Consider the following 16,562-nt stretch of genomic DNA (forward strand, 5'->3'; position numbering starts at 1 on the left):
GCTCCTACGAGGAATGAGAGCAGTCGAGTCGATCAGAGCATATCCCATTGTTACCTATGCTCACAATGAACATGGTCCTGATATCGTGCCCCCATGAACACCCCCGACGCCGACGGTCTCCTCGCCGAGCAGTTGCTCCGCCTCACCCGGCGCCTGCACCGCGTCCACAAGCGGCACCTGGAGCCGCTCGGCATCACCCCCGCGCAGTCCCGGCTCCTGCGCACCGTCGCGCACTACGACCATGCGCCCCGGATGGCCGATCTCGCCGAGCGCCTGGAGGTCGTCCCGCGGGCCGTGACCAGCCTCGTGGACGGTCTGGAGGCCGCCGGCCGGGTGCGCCGCGTGGCCGATCCGACGAACCGCAGAGTGGTCCGGATCGAGCTCACCGACCCGGGACGCGCCACGCTGCGCGCGTTGCGAAGCGCCCGTCGGGCGGCCGCAGAGGACATCCTTGCTCCATTGACCGTCGATCAGCGCGAGGTGCTCGGAGGTCTGCTGTCCGCTCTGGTCGACCACGTGCCGGAGCGTCGCTGCTGACCGAGAGGGAGCACGGAGCGCCGAGGGGAGCCGTGCCATGCCACTGCTGGAGCCGAACCCGCGGGCCCTGCGTCCGGGTACGAAGCGGACCCCGGCCCCCGACCGGGTCCCCGATCTCCAGTACCGCGGCACGCCACGTCATCTGCGGGAGGAGCTGACCGCGCTCCTCGGCCCGGAGAAGGTGCTCTCGACGATCTCCGACCTGGTGCGGTACGCCTCCGACGCCAGCCCCTACCGGTTCGTGCCGCAGGTCGTGGTGGTCGCGGAGGACATCGACGACATCTCCGCGGTCCTCTCGTACGCGCACGGCAAGGGCCGCGAAGTGGTGTTCCGGGCGGCAGGGACCAGCCTCAACGGCCAGGCCCAGGGGGAGGACATCCTCGTCGACGTACGCCGGCACTGGGTGGGCGTCGAGGTGCTCGACGACGGCGCCCGCGCCCGGATCCGCCCCGGCACCACGGTCGTCCGGGCCAACGCCGCCCTCGCCCCGTACGGCCGGATCCTCGGGCCCGACCCGGCGAGCGCCGTCGCCTGCACGATCGGCGGGGTGGTCGCCAACAACGCCTCCGGCATGACCGCCGGCACGACGCGGAACGCGTACCGGACCGTCGCCTCCCTCACCTTCGTCCTGCCGAGCGGCACGGTCGTCGACACCGGCGACCCGGCGGCCGACGAGGAGCTCGCGCGCGCCGAACCGCGCCTGTGCGAGGGCCTGATGGCCCTCAAGGCCGACATCGAGGCCGACGCGGAACTGGTCGCCCGCATCCGCGCCAAGCACACCCTCAAGAACACCAACGGCTACCGCCTGGACGCCTTCCTGGACGGTGCCACTCCCGTACAGATCCTGCGGGGACTCATGGTCGGCTCTCAGGGCACGTTCGGTTTCATCTCCGAGGTCGTCTTCGACACCCTGCCCCTGGACCGGCGGGTCTCCACCGCCCTGCTGCTCTTCCCCTCGGTGCCGGCCGCGGCCGCCGCCGTGCCGCGCTTCACCGAGGCAGGCGCGATGGCGGTCGAGCTGATGGACGGCAACACCCTGCGTGCCTCGGTCACCGTCGCCGGGGTGCCGGCCGACTGGGCGGAGCTGCCGAAGGAGGCGGCGGCGCTGCTCGTGGAGTTCCGCGCGCCGGACACGGCCGCGCAGGAGACGTACGAGCGGGCGGCCGCCGCCGTGCTCGACGACCTGGAGCTGATCGCACCCGTCGCGTCGGTGAGCAATGCCTTCACCCGCGACCCGGGGACGATCCTCGCGTACTGGAAGGCCCGCAAGGCGTTCGTGACCGCCGTGGGCGGCTCGCGCCCGCCGGGGACGACGCTGATCACCGAGGACTTCGCCGTGCCACCGGCCCGGCTCGCCGAGGCCTGCGCGGACCTCCTGGACCTGCAGGCCCGGCATGGCTTCGACGCGGCCGTCGCCGGGCACGCCGCCCACGGCAACCTGCACTTCCTGCTCGCGTTCGACGCCGCCGACCCCACCGACGTGGAGCGGTACGCCACCTTCATGGACGAGTTCTGCAAGCTGACCGTGGAGCGGTTCGACGGCTCGCTCAAGGCCGAGCACGCCACCGGCCGCAACATCGCCCCCTTCCTCGAGCTGGAGTGGGGGCCGAGGGCGACCGAGCTGATGTGGCGGACCAAGGAGATCATCGATCCCGACGGGGTCCTCGCGCCGCGGATCGTCCTCGACCGGGATCCGCAGGCCCATCTCCGCGGGCTGAAGACGATCCCGAAGGTGGAGGCCGTCGCGGATCCGTGCATCGAGTGCGGCTTCTGCGAGCCGACCTGTCCCAGCGGCGATCTGACGACCACTCCGCGCCAACGCATCGTGCTGCGACGGGAGATGATGCGGCAGAACGACGGCTCCCCGGTGGAGGCGAGCCTCCTGGAGGAGTACGGCTACGACGCCGTGGACACCTGTGCCGGCGACTCCACCTGCAAGCTGGCCTGCCCGGTCGGCATCGACACCGGGGCGCTGATGAGGGACTTCCGCCATCAGCGGCACTCGGCGCGCGAGGAGCGGATCGCCTCGCTCGCGGCCAGGAACTTCCGCGCCGTGGAGGCCTCGGCCCGCCTCGCGGTCGCCGCGGCGGACCGGATCGGCGACCGGCTCCTGGAATCCGTGACCGGCCTCGCGCGCAAGGCGGTGCGGCCCGATCTCGTACCGGAGTGGCTGCCGGAGATTCCCGGCCCGGCGGCGCGCCGCCTCCCGCGCACCCACCGTCCGGCGGCCGTCGCCATCTACTACCCGGCCTGTGTGAACCGCGTCTTCGGCGGGCCGGAGGGCCTGCGGGGCCCGTCGCTGCCCGAGGCGGTGGTCGCGCTCTCCGCCCGGGCGGGGAGGCCGGTGTGGATCCCGGACGACGTGGCCGGGACGTGCTGCGCGACGATCTGGCACTCCAAGGGGTACGAGCGCGGCAACGAGGTGATGGCCAACCGGATCGTGGAGGCGGCCTGGGGGTGGACGGCGGGCGGGCGCCTGCCGCTCGTCGTCGACGCCTCCTCCTGCACGCTCGGGATCGCCCACGAGGTGGTGCCGTACCTCACCGACGACAACCGGGAGCTGCACGCCGAGCTGACCGTCCTCGACTCCTTGGTGTGGGCGGCCGACGAGCTGCTGCCGCGGCTCGACGTGCGGCGGGCGGTGGGCTCGGCGGTGGTGCACCCGACGTGCTCCATGCGGCATCTGGGTGACGAGGAGCGGCTGACGGCGCTGGCCCGGGCCTGCGCCGACGAGGTCGTGGTCCCCGAGGAGGCGGGCTGCTGCGCCTTCGCGGGCGACCGGGGAATGCTCCATCCGGAGCTGACGGCCTCGGCCACCGCACGTGAGGCGGCCGAGGTGACGGCGCGCTCGTTCGACGTGCACCTGTCGGCGAACCGGATGTGCGAGATCGGCATGGACCGGGCGACCGGCCGGAGCTATCACCACGTCCTCCTGGCCCTGGAGCGCGCGACGCGTCCGTGACCTGTCGCCTCTGTGAACTGTCCCGTCCGTGACGTGTCCCGTCCGTCGCACGCCCGCGTCCGGCGCGCCTGACAGCGCGTGCCGAAGCGGAAGCGAAGAGTCCAACTACCCGTCGCAAGAGTCCAATCCGCGCCCTTGCGCACCACAAGCCCCAACGGCCAGGGTCCTGTGCGGGATTCATGAGCCAGCCGTGCCCACCGCTACTGGAGGTTCCATGAACGACAACGCACCGCAGCCGCCGAGCCGCCGCTCCGTCCTACGGACCACGGCCGGGGTCGCGGGAGCGGGCATCGGCCTCGGCGCTCTGGGCGCCGGGTCCGCCGAGGCCGCACCAGCCGCAACGGCCGGAGAAGCCGCCCTCACCACCGAGACCGCCGGCGCCGCCGGCACCGCCGCGACCCGCACGCGCAGAGGCGCCACCATGGCGGGCGTCCCCTTCGACCGGCGCTCCACCGTCCGCGTCGGGATCGTCGGCCTCGGGAACCGGGGCGGCAGCATGATCGACATGTTCCTCGCCCTCCCCTGGGTGCGGGTGGTCGCGCTCTGCGACCCGGTCAAGGCGAAGACGGAACGCGCCGCCGCCAAGGTGGTCGCCGCCGGACAGCCCTCCCCTGCCGTGTACACCCATGGCGAGCACGACTACGAGAACCTCTGCCAGCGCTCCGACCTGGACTTCGTCTATGTGGCGACGCCCTGGGAACTGCACGTCGAGATGGCGCGGGCGGCGATGCTGAACGGCAAGCACGTCGGCGTGGAGTGTCCGATCGCCATGACGCTCGAGGACCTGTGGGAACTGGTCGACCTCTCCGAGCAGACCCGGCGCCACTGCATGCAGCTCGAGAACTGCTGCTACGGCCGCAACGAGATGCGGGTCCTGCGGATGGCGCACGCGGGCAAGTTCGGGGATCTGCTGCACGGCGCGGGGGCGTACAACCACGATCTGCGCGAGCTGATGTTCTCGCCCACGTACTACGAGGGCCCCTGGCGCCGGCTCTGGCACACCCGCCTGCGCGGCGATCTCTACCCGAACCACGGCTTCGGCCCGGTCGCCAACTACATGGACGTCAACCGGGGCGACCGGGTGGTCAGCATCAGCAGCTTCGGGACACCGGCGCTCGGTCTTGCCCAGTACCGGGCCGCGAAGATGCCGCCGGGCGACCCGAGCTGGAAGGAGACGTACATCGGGAGCGACCGGACGATCAGTCTGGTCCAGACGGCGAAGGGCCGGGTCATCCGGCTGGAGCACGACGTCTCGACGCCGCACCCGTACAGTCGGATCAACAGCCTCGGCGGTACGCGAGGAGTGTTCGAGGACTACCCGGCCCGGATCTATCTGGAGCCGGACCACAAGGGCCACCAGTGGGGCGACTTCGCGGCGTACGCCACGGAGTTCGACCACTGGCTCTGGAAGGAGCACGCCAATCCGCCGGGCGGGCACGGCGGGATGGACTACATCATGATCTACCGGCTGATGCAGTGCATGCAGCTCGGTCTGGTCCCCGACTTCGACGTGTACGACGCGGCGACCTGGACGGCGCCGGTGCCGCTCAGCCACGCCTCGATCAAGGCGAAGGGCGCTCCCCAGGAGATCCCGGACTTCACCCGGGGCGAGTGGAAGAAGGCCCGGTCCGGCGTGGACTCGGTCAAGCCGGCCTAGAAGCGGGCGGCGCGGGTGGGTCGCACCTCCCCACCCGCGCCGTCGCTCAGCTCCTCACGGCGCTCAGCAGCGCAGCCGGTCCTCCGTGATCGTGCCCTGCGCCGTCTTCACGCTCCGGTCGTAGCAGCCGTCGGAGCCGAGGAGCCGGTACCGCTCGGACGTCGTCCCGACCGCGTGCCGCTGGTCGCGGGGCACTCCGGTGGTGTAGGTGGCGTCACCGGTGTAGCCGTGGTCGAGGCGGGTCCAGGAGAGCCGCTCGCCTCCGCGTACGACGTCGGTGCGGGCGCGGTCGCCGAGGGACAGCACGGTCCGCAGGCGGGCGTCCGCGCCGACGGTCGTCTCGCCGTCCATGGTGTACGTGCGGTGGGTGCGGGTGCTGGTGCGTCCGACGGTCACGGTCTCGTCGTCGGTCCACCGCGCGGTGAGCGCGTCCGGGTTCTCGCCCTCGGCCCAGCGGTGGGCGGAGGTGTGCGCGAGGGTGCGCGTGACCGTGGTGTCGACGCGGCCGTGCGAGGTGTTCAGATGGCCGCCGACGGTGAGCCGGTGCCCGCCCTCGGTGTCCAGGCGGTGCTCCGTACCCGCCGTGTACACCGAGGAGTTGCGCGGAGCGGTCTCCTCGTGGCGGTCGAGCGCGCCGGTGACCACGGCGCGGCCCTCGTCCTGCCAGAGCAGGATGTTGGTGGGCGTGCTCCAGCCGGTCTGTCCGGCGGGGACGCCGACGACCGACACCTCGATCCGGTGGGCGCGGCCGTCGTTGAGGAGGGCCGCGAAGGGGGTCAGGTCGTAGACGATCGGCTGGACGTCGAAGGCGCGCGGGCCGGGGGTGACGTACCAGAGGAAGGGGTTGGACCAGCCGCCGGTCCACACCGTCGGGAAGGGTGCGGCGATGCCCGCGAGCCGCCCGTCGACGGAGATCTGGACCTCGCGGTACGGCCCGTCGGTCGCCTTGCAGGAGTACGGGGCGGCGTCGGGCACGGTCAGGTACCAGTACTCCTCGCAGCCGCCGCCGGAGCCCGTCGCGTACACCTCGGCGAGGAGGCGTTCGGTGTTGCGCGGGGTGGTCAGGCTCGTGGAGTCGAGGGGCAGCACCCGGTCGGGGGTGTCGGCGGCCGGCTTCACCTTCCCCCGGGCGGCGTAGAAGGTGAGCGTGACCCGGACGTCGAGGATGCCGGTGTACGTCTCGTTCACGACATTGCCGATGAGCATCTCGACCGGCTGGGGGCGGCTGAGGATGTCGCGGTAGCGCGTGACGTCCTTCTCCACCGACCAGGTGATGCCGTCGGGCGAGGGCTGGGGCGTGGAGGTGCGGAAGATCTCCACGCCGCCGACGGTGAGGTGGCCGAGCCGGTCGTACTGACGGCCCTTCACCTTTCCTTCGAGGCGCAGGACGACCTTGTTCCAGCGGGTGCCGCACTCCTTCGGGGGCGCGTAACTCCCCTTGTACGGGGTGAAGTCGCGGAATTGCGCCTCGGCGAGGGTCACTTCGCAGGAGGGGGCGTCCGGTCTCGCGACGGGCGGCGCGGCGGTGACCGGGTCGTGCCAGTCGCTCGTGAACTCGGGAGGAGGTGTGTCGTACGGAGCCTGGGCGCCCGCGGGCGGGGCGGTGAGCAGCGCTCCGGCGGCCAGGACGACGCCGCCGATCACGCTCACGACCTTGTGATGTCTCATGGGACGGGAGTGAAGCGCGGGGTGCCGGGGGCGTCCAGAGGGCGTGGGCGGACCTTGGCGCGTTCTGTGCCCCGATGCGAATAAATCGATTGCCGAGCAGGGGCACGGAACGCGAACCTTGCACGGTTTGAGCCATCTGACGAAGAACCGGAAGACCGAAGAACCGGAAGACCCTGGGAAGCCATGCAGATTCGCGATCTACCGTACGCCGATCCAGGGGTCCCCGATGTCCGCTCGGGCACCCGGTTCCTCCTCTGGCTCGGCCGCAACCAACTCGCCGGGCAGGTCAAGTCCCTGGGGTGGGGACTGCTGCTCCAGCTCGGCATCGCCGGCCTGCCCCTCGCCGTCGGTCTGGCCGTGCAGGCGGTCGTCGACCGTGACGGCGGGCGCCTCGGGCTCGCGGGCGGACTGCTCGCCCTGCTCGGCGCGGCCATCGCGGTCGGTGACACGATGGTCCACCGCACCGCCGTCACGAACTGGATCACGGCCGCCGCGCGCGTCCAGCAGCTCCTCTCCCGTAAGACCGCCGAGCTCGGTTCCGTGCTGACCCGGCGCGTCGCCGCCGGGGAGATCGTCTCTGTCTCCACAGGTGACGTCGAAAAAATTGGATGGTTCGTCGAGGCGCTGTCGCGGTTCGCCGCGGCGGCCGTGACCCTGGTCCTCGTCTGCGTGGGACTGGTGGTTTACCAGCCGGCGCTCGGCGCCGTGGTCGCGGTCGGTGTGCCGGTCCTCGCCCTCGCGGTGCTGCCGCTGCTCCCCCGCGCCACGCGCCGGGCGGACGTCCAGCGCGAGAAGGCGGGCAAGGCCACGGAGCTGGCCTCCGACACCGTGGCGGGGCTGCGGGTCCTGCGCGGCATCGGCGGCGAGGAGCTCTTCCTCGGCCGCTACCGCACCGCCTCGCAGGAGGTGCGCAGGGCCGCCGTCCGCAGCGCCCGCATGTGGGCGCTGATCGCGGCGATCCAGGTCCTGCTGCCGGGCATCCTGCTCATCGCGGTCGTGGCGTACGGGGCTCGGCTCGCCTTCGACGGACGCATCACCGTCGGTGAACTCGTCACCGTCTACGGAGCGGTGGCGCTCACCCACCATCCGCTGCGGAACTTCGAGGAGATCGCGATGGCCTTCTCCTTCTCGCGGCCTTCCGCCAAGCGGGCCGCGCGCGTGCTCGCGCTGACCCGCACGACGACGGCCACCGGCGACGGCGACCGCACGGCGTCCGGCGACCTGTACGACCCCGTCACCGGTCTGCTCGCGCCCGCCGGTCTCCTCACCGCGGTCGTCTGCGGCGACCCGGACGCGGCCGGACGCCTCGCGGACCGGCTCGGCGGCCATCCGACGGAGCCGGACGAGGGTCACACCTCCGTCCTGCTCGGCGGCGTCCCCCTCGACGAGCTGGAGCTGGCCGAGGCCCGTACCGCCGTGCTCGTCCAGGACAAGGATCCGGTGCTGCTCTCCGGCACGCTGCGCGAACTCCTCGACGTGCCCTCCTCCGGTGCGGTCGCGGCCGAGGACGCCCTGGCCGCCGCTCAGTGCGGGGACGTGCTCGACGCGCTCGCGCAGGCGTCCGTCGACACCGGCGGCGACCCGATGGAGACCCGGATCACCGAGCGCGGCCGGTCACTCTCCGGTGGTCAGCGCCAGCGTCTGGCCCTGGCCCGTTCGCTGGTCACCGACCCGGAGGTACTGGTCCTCGACGAGCCGACCTCGGCCGTCGACTCGCACACCGAGGCCCGGGTCGCGGCCGGGGTCAAGCGCCTGCGCGAGGGCGGGACGACGGTGGTCCTCGCCTCGTCACCGCTGCTGCTCGACCTCGCCGACCGGGTCGTCCTGATCCACGAGGACGAGGTCGTGGCGGTCGGTACGCACCGCGAGCTGCTGCGCGGCGAGCCGCGCTACCGCGCCGTCGTCACCCGGGAGACGGACGAGGAGCTCGCGCGCACCCCCTCCCCGGACCTCGACCCCCTCCATGAACACGACGCACTCGAAGAGCTGGAAGGAGAGTCGGCATGATCGGCCTGGCGCCACCGGCGTACGATCCGGCGGCCCCGCAGTCGGCGACGACGCTGCCCGTCGGCACCCCCGCGACCGTACGCGCCTATGTACGCGAGCTGTTGCGCCGCCACCGGGGGGCGTTCGCGCTGCTCATCGGCGTCAACGCGGTCGCGGTGATCGCCTCGATGGCCGGTCCGTATCTGCTCGGCTCGCTGGTCGAGCGGCTCGCCGCCGGCGAGGAGGATCTCCGGCTGGGGCGCACGATCGCCCTGTTCGCGGTCGCGCTGGCCGTCCAGACGTACTTCGTACGTGAGGTGCGGCTGCGCGGCGCGATGCTGGGCGAGGAGATGCTGGCCGATCTGCGCGAGGACTTCCTCGTCCGGTCCGTCGGTCTGCCGCCGGGCGTCCTGGAGCGGGCCGGGACCGGCGACCTGCTGTCCCGTATCACCACCGACATCGACCGGCTGGCCAACGCCATGCGCGAGGCCGTCCCGCAGCTCGCCATCGGTGTCGTCTGGGCCGGTCTGCTGATGGGCGGGCTCGCCGCGACCGCTCCGCCGCTCGCGCTGGCGCTCGTGCCGGCCGCGGCGCTGCTGCTCGTCGGCTGCCGCTGGTACTTCCGGCGGGCGCCGGCGGCCTACCGCTCGGAGGCCGCGGGATACGCGGCGGTCGCCGCCGCGCTCGCCGAGACGGTCGACGCGGGCCGCACGGTCGAGGCGCACCGCCTCGGGGCCCGCCGGGTCGCCCTCTCCGACCAGCGCGTCCTGGAGTGGACGCGGTGGGAGAGGTACACGCTCTTCCTCCGCTCGGTGCTCTTCCCGGTCGTCAATCTCACGCACATCCTGGTTCTGGCGGGTGTGCTGATGCTCGGCGGTGTGTTCGTCCTCCGGGGCTGGCTCGACGTCGGGCAGCTCACGACGGGTGCGCTCCTCGCACAGATGCTGGTGGACCCGATCGGCATCATCCTGCGCTGGTACGACGAACTGCAGGTGGCCCAGGTGTCGCTGGCGCGGCTCGTCGGCGTCCGGGACATCGAGCCGGAGGCCGGGGACGGGGAGGTACGGCCCGACGGCCGGGCGGTCCGGGCGGACGAGGTGCGCTTCGGCTACCGGGAGGGGGTCGACGTGCTGCACAAGGTGTCGATGGACGTCGCCCCGGGCACCCGGCTCGCGCTGGTCGGCCCTTCCGGGGCGGGCAAGTCGACGCTGGGCCGGCTGCTCGCGGGCATCTACGCCCCTCGGACGGGGTCGGTCACGCTCGGCGCCGCCGAGCTGTCGAAGATGCCGGCCGAGCGGGTCCGCGAGCACGTGGCCCTGGTCAACCAGGAGCACCACGTCTTCGTCGGCTCGCTCCGCGACAACCTGCTGCTGGCCCGGACGGGCGCCGAGGACGCCGAGCTGTGGGCGGCGCTCGGGGCGGTCGACGCGGAAGGCTGGGCGCGGGCGCTCGACGAGGGCCTGGACACGGAGGTCGGCTCGGGCGGGCTCGCGCTCACCCCGGCGCAGGCCCAGCAGATCGCCCTGGCCCGCCTGGTCCTCGCCGATCCGCACACCCTGGTCCTCGACGAGGCGACCTCGCTCCTGGACCCGCGGGCGGCGCGCCATCTGGAGCGCTCGCTGGCCCGGGTCCTGGACGGCCGTACGGTCGTGGCGATCGCCCACCGCCTGCACACGGCACACGACGCGGACGTGATCGCGGTGGTCGAGGAGGGCCGGATCAGCGAGCTGGGCAGCCATGACGAGCTGGTGGCGGCGGACGGCGCGTACGCGGCGCTGTGGCGGTCCTGGCACGGCTGACCTGACCGACGGGGCCCGCCGCTCCTTCCGAGGCGGCGGGCCTTTGCCTTGGACGGCACGCACGTCTTCGGCCGCCGCCCCGGGGGGTTCGCGCTACAGGAAGCCCAGGGCCGACGCCCCGCCCGCACCGCCGAGCAGCATGAAGGCCGGCATGAGGACCTTCAGCTCGACCCAGCTGCCGGCCCGGAAGCGCATCCCCTTCGGCGGGCCGACCGGATACCACCGCTTCCGCCCCACGGGGATCGGCCACAGGATCGGGCAGCCGGAGACGGTCAGGGCGTCGCCGATGTCGTGGACGAGGGCGCCGAGGACGATCGGCAGGCCGAGCCAGAGGTATTCCTGGCCGGGTCCGGTGAACAGCCAGTCCGAGCCGTTGCCGGGCTGGTCCAGGACGCCCGCGAGGATCCAGGCGCTGGTGGCGCCCAGCAGCCAGACCAGGACGTCGCTGGACATGCGGGCGGCCCGCCACAGCAGGCCCTCGACGGCGAGCACGAGGTGGACGAAGAGAAGCGCGAGGACCGCCCAGCGGCCGCCGGTGATCGCCAGGACCGACGCTCCGGCGCCGATGAGGACGGCCCAGAGCCAGGTGTGGGTGAGGGTGCGGTGGCCGCCCGACCGGCGGGGGTCGGCGGTGGAGCGCGTGGATTTGTACACGGCGTACGAGAGCTTGTCGACGATCTCGCACAGCCCCTTGGAGACCGGGCCGAAGGCGCGCGAGATGGTCGCGGACTTGTGGTCCAGGTCGGGGGCGAGGGCGGCGCCCGCGCAGATCAGGGCTCCGACGACGACCACCGGCCACGGCATCGGGTGGCCCGCGGCTGCCGCCGCCGCTCCGACGCCCAGCCAGGCCGCCGCTCCGGACAGCGAGTGCGCCGGTCCCATCATGGTCGTTCCCGCCCCGTTCCTCGTGCGCCGGCGCTCAGTTGACGACCGGTCGACAAGGCAGCGTATCGTCCGTGATCTTGTGCCCGACGGCCGGTTCCCTCCTCCGAGCGGAATCCAGGCAAGATGGGGGGCGTGACCCTTATCGATCAGCTCCCGCCGAACGCCGACCCCGACGCCCTCTTCGAGGCTTTCTCCTCATGGGCGGAGGGCCGGGGCATCACGCTCTACCCGGCCCAGGAGGAGGCGCTGATCGAGGTTGTCTCCGGCGCGAACGTGATCTTGTCCACGCCCACCGGCTCGGGAAAGTCGCTGGTCGCGGCGGCGGCGCACTTCACGGCGCTCGCGAACGACCAGGTGACCTTCTACACCGCGCCGATCAAGGCGCTGGTGTCGGAGAAGTTCTTCGACCTGTGCAAGCTCTTCGGCACCGAGAACGTCGGCATGCTGACCGGCGACGCGTCCGTGAACGCCGACGCGCCCGTCATCTGCTGCACGGCCGAGGTGCTGGCCTCCATCGCGCTGCGGGACGGGAAGTACGCCGACATCGGCCAGGTCGTCATGGACGAGTTCCACTTCTACGCGGAGCCGGACCGCGGCTGGGCCTGGCAGATCCCGCTCCTGGAACTCCCCCAGGTGCAGTTCGTCCTCATGTCGGCGACGCTCGGCGACGTGTCGATGTTCGAGAAGGACCTGACCCGGCGGACCGGGCGGCCGACCTCGGTGGTCCGCTCGGCGACGCGGCCGGTGCCGCTCTCGTACGAGTACCGGCTGACGCCGATCACGGACACCCTCACCGAGCTCCTGGAGACCAAGCAGGCGCCGGTCTACATCGTCCACTTCACCCAGGCGCAGGCCGTCGAGCGGGCGCAGTCGCTGATGAGCATCAACATGTGCTCGCGCGAGGAGAAGGACAAGATCGCCGAGCTGATCGGCAACTTCCGCTTCACCACCAAGTTCGGCCAGAACCTCTCGCGTTACGTCCGCCACGGCATCGGCGTGCACCACGCGGGCATGCTGCCGAAGTACCGCCGTCTCGTGGAGAAGCTGGCACAGGCGGGTCTCCTGAAGGTGATCTGCGGGACGGACACGCTCGGCGTGGGCGTCAACGTCCCGATCCGTACGGTGCTGTTCACCGCGCTGACGAAGTACGACGGCACCCGGGTGCGCACACTGCGGGCCCGTGAGTTCCACCAGATCGCGGGCCGGGCCGGCCGGGCGGGCTTCGACACCGCCGGTCTCGTGGTCGCGCAGGCCCCCGAGCACGTCATCGAGAACGAGAAGGCGCTCGCGAAGGCCGGCGACGACCCGAAGAAGCGCCGCAAGGTGGTGCGCAAGAAGGCCCCGGAGGGCTTCGTCGCCTGGAGCGACACCACCTTCGAGAAGCTGATCGGCGCCGAGCCGGAGCCGCTGACCTCCCGTTTCAAGGTCACCAACATCATGCTGCTCTCGGTGATCGCCCGCCCGGGCAACGCGTTCCAGGCGATGCGCAAGCTCCTGGAGGACAACCACGAGCCGCGCAAGGCGCAGCTGCGCCACATCCGCCGGGCCATCGCGATCTACCGCTCGCTGCTCGACGGCGGCGTGGTGGAGCAGCTGGACACGCCGGACGCCGAGGGCCGCACGATCCGGCTCACCGTCGACCTCCAGCAGGACTTCGCGCTCAACCAGCCGCTGTCGACGTTCGCGCTCGCCGCGTTCGACCTCCTCGACCCCGAGTCGCCGTCCTACGCCCTGGACATGGTCTCGGTCGTCGAGTCGACCCTCGACGACCCGCGCCAGATCCTCGCCGCCATGCAGAACAAGGCGCGCGGCGAGGCCGTCGGACAGATGAAGGCGGACGGCGTCGAGTACGAGGAGCGCATGGAGCGGCTCCAGGACATCTCGTACCCGAAGCCGCTGGAGGAGCTGCTCTGGCACGCGTACGACGTCTACCGGAAGTCCCACCCGTGGGTGGGCGACCACCCGGTCTCGCCGAAGTCCGTCATCCGTGACATGTACGAACGGGCGCTGACCTTCACCGAGTTCACCTCCTGGTACGAGCTGGCGCGGACCGAGGGCATCGTGCTGCGCTACCTGGCGAGCGCGTACAAGGCACTGGACCACACGATCCCGGACGATCTGAAGACCGAGGATCTCGAGGACTTGATCGAGTGGCTCGGCGAGATGGTGCGCCAGGTGGACTCCTCGCTGCTCGACGAGTGGGAGCAGCTGGCGAACCCCGAGGTCGAGACGGCCGAGGAGGCGCAGGAGAAGGCCGACCAGGTCAAGCCGGTCACCGCGAACGCCCGCGCCTTCCGGGTCCTGGTGCGCAACGCGATGTTCCGCCGGGTGGAGCTGGCAGCCCTGGACAACGTGGACGCGCTGGGCGAGCTGGACGCCGAGTCCGGCTGGGACGCGGACGCCTGGGGCGAGGCGATGGACGCGTACTGGGACGAGTACGACGACCTCGGTACGGGTCCGGACGCGCGCGGTCCGAAGCTGCTCGCGATCGAGGAGGACCCGGCCCACGGCCTGTGGCGCGTCCGGCAGACCTTCGCCGACCCGAACGGCGACCATGACTGGGGCATCAGCGCGGAGGTGGATCTCGCGGCCTCCGACGAGGAGGGCCGCGCGATCGTCCGTGTGACGTCCGTCGGACAGCTGTAGCCAGGGTCAGCCAGGGTTAAGGAGCGCAGTCGTGACCAATCCCGCCGAGAGCCTCGTCGATCTGCTCGATCTGGAGCAGATCGAGGTCAACATCTTCCGTGGCCAGAGCCCGCAGGAGTCGCTGCAACGGGTCTTCGGCGGGCAGGTCGCCGGCCAGGCCCTGGTGGCGGCCGGCCGCACCACGGAGGGCGACCGGCCGGTGCACTCGCTGCACTCCTACTTCCTGCGGCCGGGACGGCCCGGTGTGCCGATCGTCTACCAGGTGGAGCGGGTGCGGGACGGCCGTTCGTTCACCACCCGCCGGGTCACGGCGATCCAGCAGGGCCGCACGATCTTCAACCTGACGGCCTCCTTCCATCTGCCGGAGGAGGCCGGGTTCGAGCACCAGCTGCCGCCGCGGCACATCACGGACCCGGAGACCCTGCCGAGGCTCGCGGACGAGATCCGCGACCACCTGGGCGTACTGCCGGAGGCCCTGGAGCGGATGGCCCGGCGCCAGCCGTTCGACATCCGCTACGTGGACCGGCTGCGCTGGACGAAGGACGAGGTCAAGGACGCGGACCCGCGCAGCGCGGTGTGGATGCGGGCGGTGGGCCCGCTCGGCGACGACCCGCTGGTGCACACCTGCGCCCTGACGTACGCCTCGGACATGACGCTCCTGGACGCGGTACGGATCCCGGTGGAGCCGCTGTGGGGGCCGCGGGGCTTCGACATGGCTTCCCTGGACCACGCGATGTGGTTCCACCGTCCCTTCCGGGCGGACGAGTGGTTCCTGTACGACCAGGAGTCCCCGATCGCGACGGGCGGCCGCGGCCTGGCCCGCGGCCGGATCTACGACCGCGAGGGCCGGCTGCTGGTGTCGGTGGTCCAGGAGGGGCTGTTCCGCAAGCTCTAGCCGGAGGCGGGTCAGGTGCCGGGCAGGGTGTCCTGGTCGACCTCGTGGCGGCGGGTGCGGATGTCCGGGCCCGGGGGGTGGAGTTTGGCGTCGCAGGAGGGGCCGAGGCCCGTGCGGCGGGACTCCGCGCCGGTCAGGGGCCGGCCGCACAGCCGGCACCGTACAGGCCGTCGCGTGCTCTCCGGGGCGGGAATCGGGGCGGGACCGATGTCGATTGCCAGTGGTTCGTCACTCATGTTCTGATCACAGCCTAGTCTCGACGAGGAGCTCTCCATGAGTGTGTACGACATCCCCCTGCGGACGCTGTCCGGCGACCCGTTCTCGCTGGCCGACTACCGTGACCAGGCCGTCCTGGTGGTCAACGTGGCCTCCAAGTGTGGTCTGACGCCCCAGTACGAGGGTCTTGAGCGGCTGCAGAAGGAGTACGGGGAGAGGGGCTTCACCGTGCTCGGCGTGCCCTGCAACCAGTTCCTGGGCCAGGAGCCGGGCGACGCGGAGGAGATCCGGACGTTCTGCTCGGTGACGTACGGCGTGACGTTCCCCCTGCTGGAGAAGACGGACGTGAACGGCGAGGACCGCCACCCGCTCTACGCGGAGCTGACGAAGGTCGCCGATGCCGACGGCGAGGCCGGGGACGTCCAGTGGAACTTCGAGAAGTTCCTCATCGGCAAGGACGGGCGGATCACCCGCTTCCGTCCGCGTACCGAGCCCGAGGCCCCCGAGGTCGTCGCGGCGATCGAGGCCCAGCTTGTCTGACGCGACGGTCGTCACCCGGCTGCGCGCGGCAGGCTGTGTCTTCGCCGAGGAAGAGGCGGAGATGCTCCTCGCCGCCGCGGCCGGTCCCGCCGAACTCGACGCGATGGTCGAGCGGCGCGCCGCCGGGCTGCCCCTCGAACACGTCGTGGGCTGGGCGGACTTCGCCGGCCTGCGGATCGAGGTCGACAGCGGGGTGTTCGTGCCGCGGCGGCGGACGGAGTTCCTCGTCGGGCAGGCCGTGGGCCTGGCCCGGCCCGGGGCCCTCTGCGTCGATCTGTGCTGCGGCTCCGGCGCGGCGGGCGCGGTGCTGCTCTCCGCCGTGGACGGCGCCGAGGTGTACGCCTCCGACATCGAGCCCGCCGCCGTGCGCTGCGCCCGGCGCAACATCGAGCCGCGCGGTGGCCGGGTCGTCGAGGGTGACCTGTTCGCCCCGCTGCCGGACGCGTTGCGCGGCCGGGTCGAGGTGCTGGTCGCCAATGTGCCGTACGTGCCGACCGAGGAGGTCGGCCTGCTGCCGCCCGAGGCGCGCGAGTACGAGCCGCTGATCGCGCTCGACGGCGGCTCGGACGGACTCGACGTGCTGCGCAGGGTGGCGGCCGAGGCGGCCGACTGGCTGGCGCCGGGCGGTCACCTGCTGGTCGAGACGAGCGAGCGCCAGGCCGCCCGGGCCGTCGAGGCAGTCTCCGGGCACGGCCTGACGCCGCGGTTGGTCACGTCGGAGGAGCTGTACGCGACGGTCGTCGTCTCGACGCGTCGATGACGCGTCGATGA

The 16,562-nt window shown here is 71.9% G+C and carries 12 protein-coding genes; 9 read left to right on the forward strand and 3 right to left on the reverse strand.

From position 1 onward, the window contains the following. Positions 1–93 precede the first annotated feature (93 nt). The 3 genes from ACFYV5_RS12155 to ACFYV5_RS12165 all read left to right on the forward strand — a co-directional run bounded on the left by ACFYV5_RS12155 (position 94) and on the right by ACFYV5_RS12165 (position 5,156). A complete protein-coding gene (locus ACFYV5_RS12155; protein WP_355110323.1) occupies positions 94–537 on the forward strand; it encodes a MarR family transcriptional regulator in 444 nt (147 codons plus the stop codon). A 37-nt stretch (positions 538–574) separates the two neighbouring features. Continuing rightward, positions 575–3,499 carry an FAD-binding and (Fe-S)-binding domain-containing protein gene (locus ACFYV5_RS12160; protein ID WP_389167454.1) on the forward strand — a complete coding sequence of 975 codons (2,925 nt, stop codon included), beginning with the start codon at positions 575–577 and terminating at the stop codon, positions 3,497–3,499. A gap of 214 nt (positions 3,500–3,713) precedes the next feature. Then, complete coding sequence (locus tag ACFYV5_RS12165) at positions 3,714–5,156, forward strand: Gfo/Idh/MocA family protein (RefSeq protein ID WP_389167457.1); 1,443 nt, start codon at positions 3,714–3,716, stop codon at positions 5,154–5,156. A gap of 63 nt (positions 5,157–5,219) precedes the next feature. Here the strand turns inward: ACFYV5_RS12165 and ACFYV5_RS12170 are convergent, their stop codons facing one another. After that, positions 5,220–6,824 carry a peptide-N4-asparagine amidase gene (locus ACFYV5_RS12170; RefSeq protein WP_389167460.1) on the reverse strand — a complete coding sequence of 535 codons (1,605 nt, stop codon included), beginning with the start codon at positions 6,822–6,824 and terminating at the stop codon, positions 5,220–5,222. 183 nt (positions 6,825–7,007) lie between these two features. Here ACFYV5_RS12170 and ACFYV5_RS12175 point away from each other — a divergent pair, with 183 nt between their 5' ends. Both ACFYV5_RS12175 and ACFYV5_RS12180 read left to right on the forward strand, forming a co-directional pair. Continuing rightward, complete coding sequence (locus ACFYV5_RS12175) at positions 7,008–8,831, forward strand: ABC transporter transmembrane domain-containing protein (protein ID WP_389167463.1); 1,824 nt, start codon at positions 7,008–7,010, stop codon at positions 8,829–8,831. Beyond that, complete coding sequence (locus ACFYV5_RS12180) at positions 8,828–10,609, forward strand: ABC transporter ATP-binding protein (protein WP_355110318.1); 1,782 nt, start codon at positions 8,828–8,830, stop codon at positions 10,607–10,609. Before ACFYV5_RS12175 ends, ACFYV5_RS12180 begins: the two co-directional genes overlap by 4 nt. Before the next feature lie 93 nt (positions 10,610–10,702). Here ACFYV5_RS12180 and ACFYV5_RS12185 read toward each other — a convergent pair whose 3' ends face one another. Further along, on the reverse strand, positions 10,703–11,494 hold the full coding sequence (locus ACFYV5_RS12185) for a metal-dependent hydrolase (RefSeq protein ID WP_355110317.1): 792 nt from the start codon (positions 11,492–11,494) through the stop codon (positions 10,703–10,705). A gap of 132 nt (positions 11,495–11,626) precedes the next feature. Here ACFYV5_RS12185 and ACFYV5_RS12190 point away from each other — a divergent pair, with 132 nt between their 5' ends. Both ACFYV5_RS12190 and ACFYV5_RS12195 read left to right on the forward strand, forming a co-directional pair. Then, entirely contained in the window at positions 11,627–14,140 is a 2,514-nt protein-coding gene (locus tag ACFYV5_RS12190; protein WP_389167466.1) for a DEAD/DEAH box helicase, read from the forward strand. 31 nt (positions 14,141–14,171) lie between these two features. Further along, positions 14,172–15,035 (forward strand): acyl-CoA thioesterase II, encoded by an 864-nt coding sequence (locus tag ACFYV5_RS12195; RefSeq protein WP_355110315.1) that lies wholly within the window; start codon positions 14,172–14,174, stop codon positions 15,033–15,035. An 11-nt stretch (positions 15,036–15,046) separates the two neighbouring features. On the opposite strand, the gene ACFYV5_RS12200 is transcribed toward ACFYV5_RS12195, so the two are convergent. Next, positions 15,047–15,271, reverse strand: a complete 225-nt coding sequence (locus ACFYV5_RS12200; RefSeq protein WP_389167469.1) for a DUF6011 domain-containing protein — start codon at positions 15,269–15,271, stop codon at positions 15,047–15,049. A 37-nt stretch (positions 15,272–15,308) separates the two neighbouring features. On the opposite strand from ACFYV5_RS12200, the gene ACFYV5_RS12205 reads away from it, so the two are divergent. Continuing rightward, positions 15,309–15,791: a glutathione peroxidase gene (locus ACFYV5_RS12205; RefSeq protein WP_355110313.1), complete on the forward strand. Its 483-nt coding sequence runs from the start codon at positions 15,309–15,311 to the stop codon at positions 15,789–15,791. Beyond that, positions 15,784–16,551: a putative protein N(5)-glutamine methyltransferase gene (locus ACFYV5_RS12210; protein WP_389167472.1), complete on the forward strand. Its 768-nt coding sequence runs from the start codon at positions 15,784–15,786 to the stop codon at positions 16,549–16,551. Before ACFYV5_RS12205 ends, ACFYV5_RS12210 begins: the two co-directional genes overlap by 8 nt. Positions 16,552–16,562: the final 11 nt, after the last annotated feature.

Source organism: Streptomyces sp. NPDC003035 (assembly GCF_042888285.1).
Classification (GTDB): Bacteria; Actinomycetota; Actinomycetes; order Streptomycetales; family Streptomycetaceae; genus Streptomyces.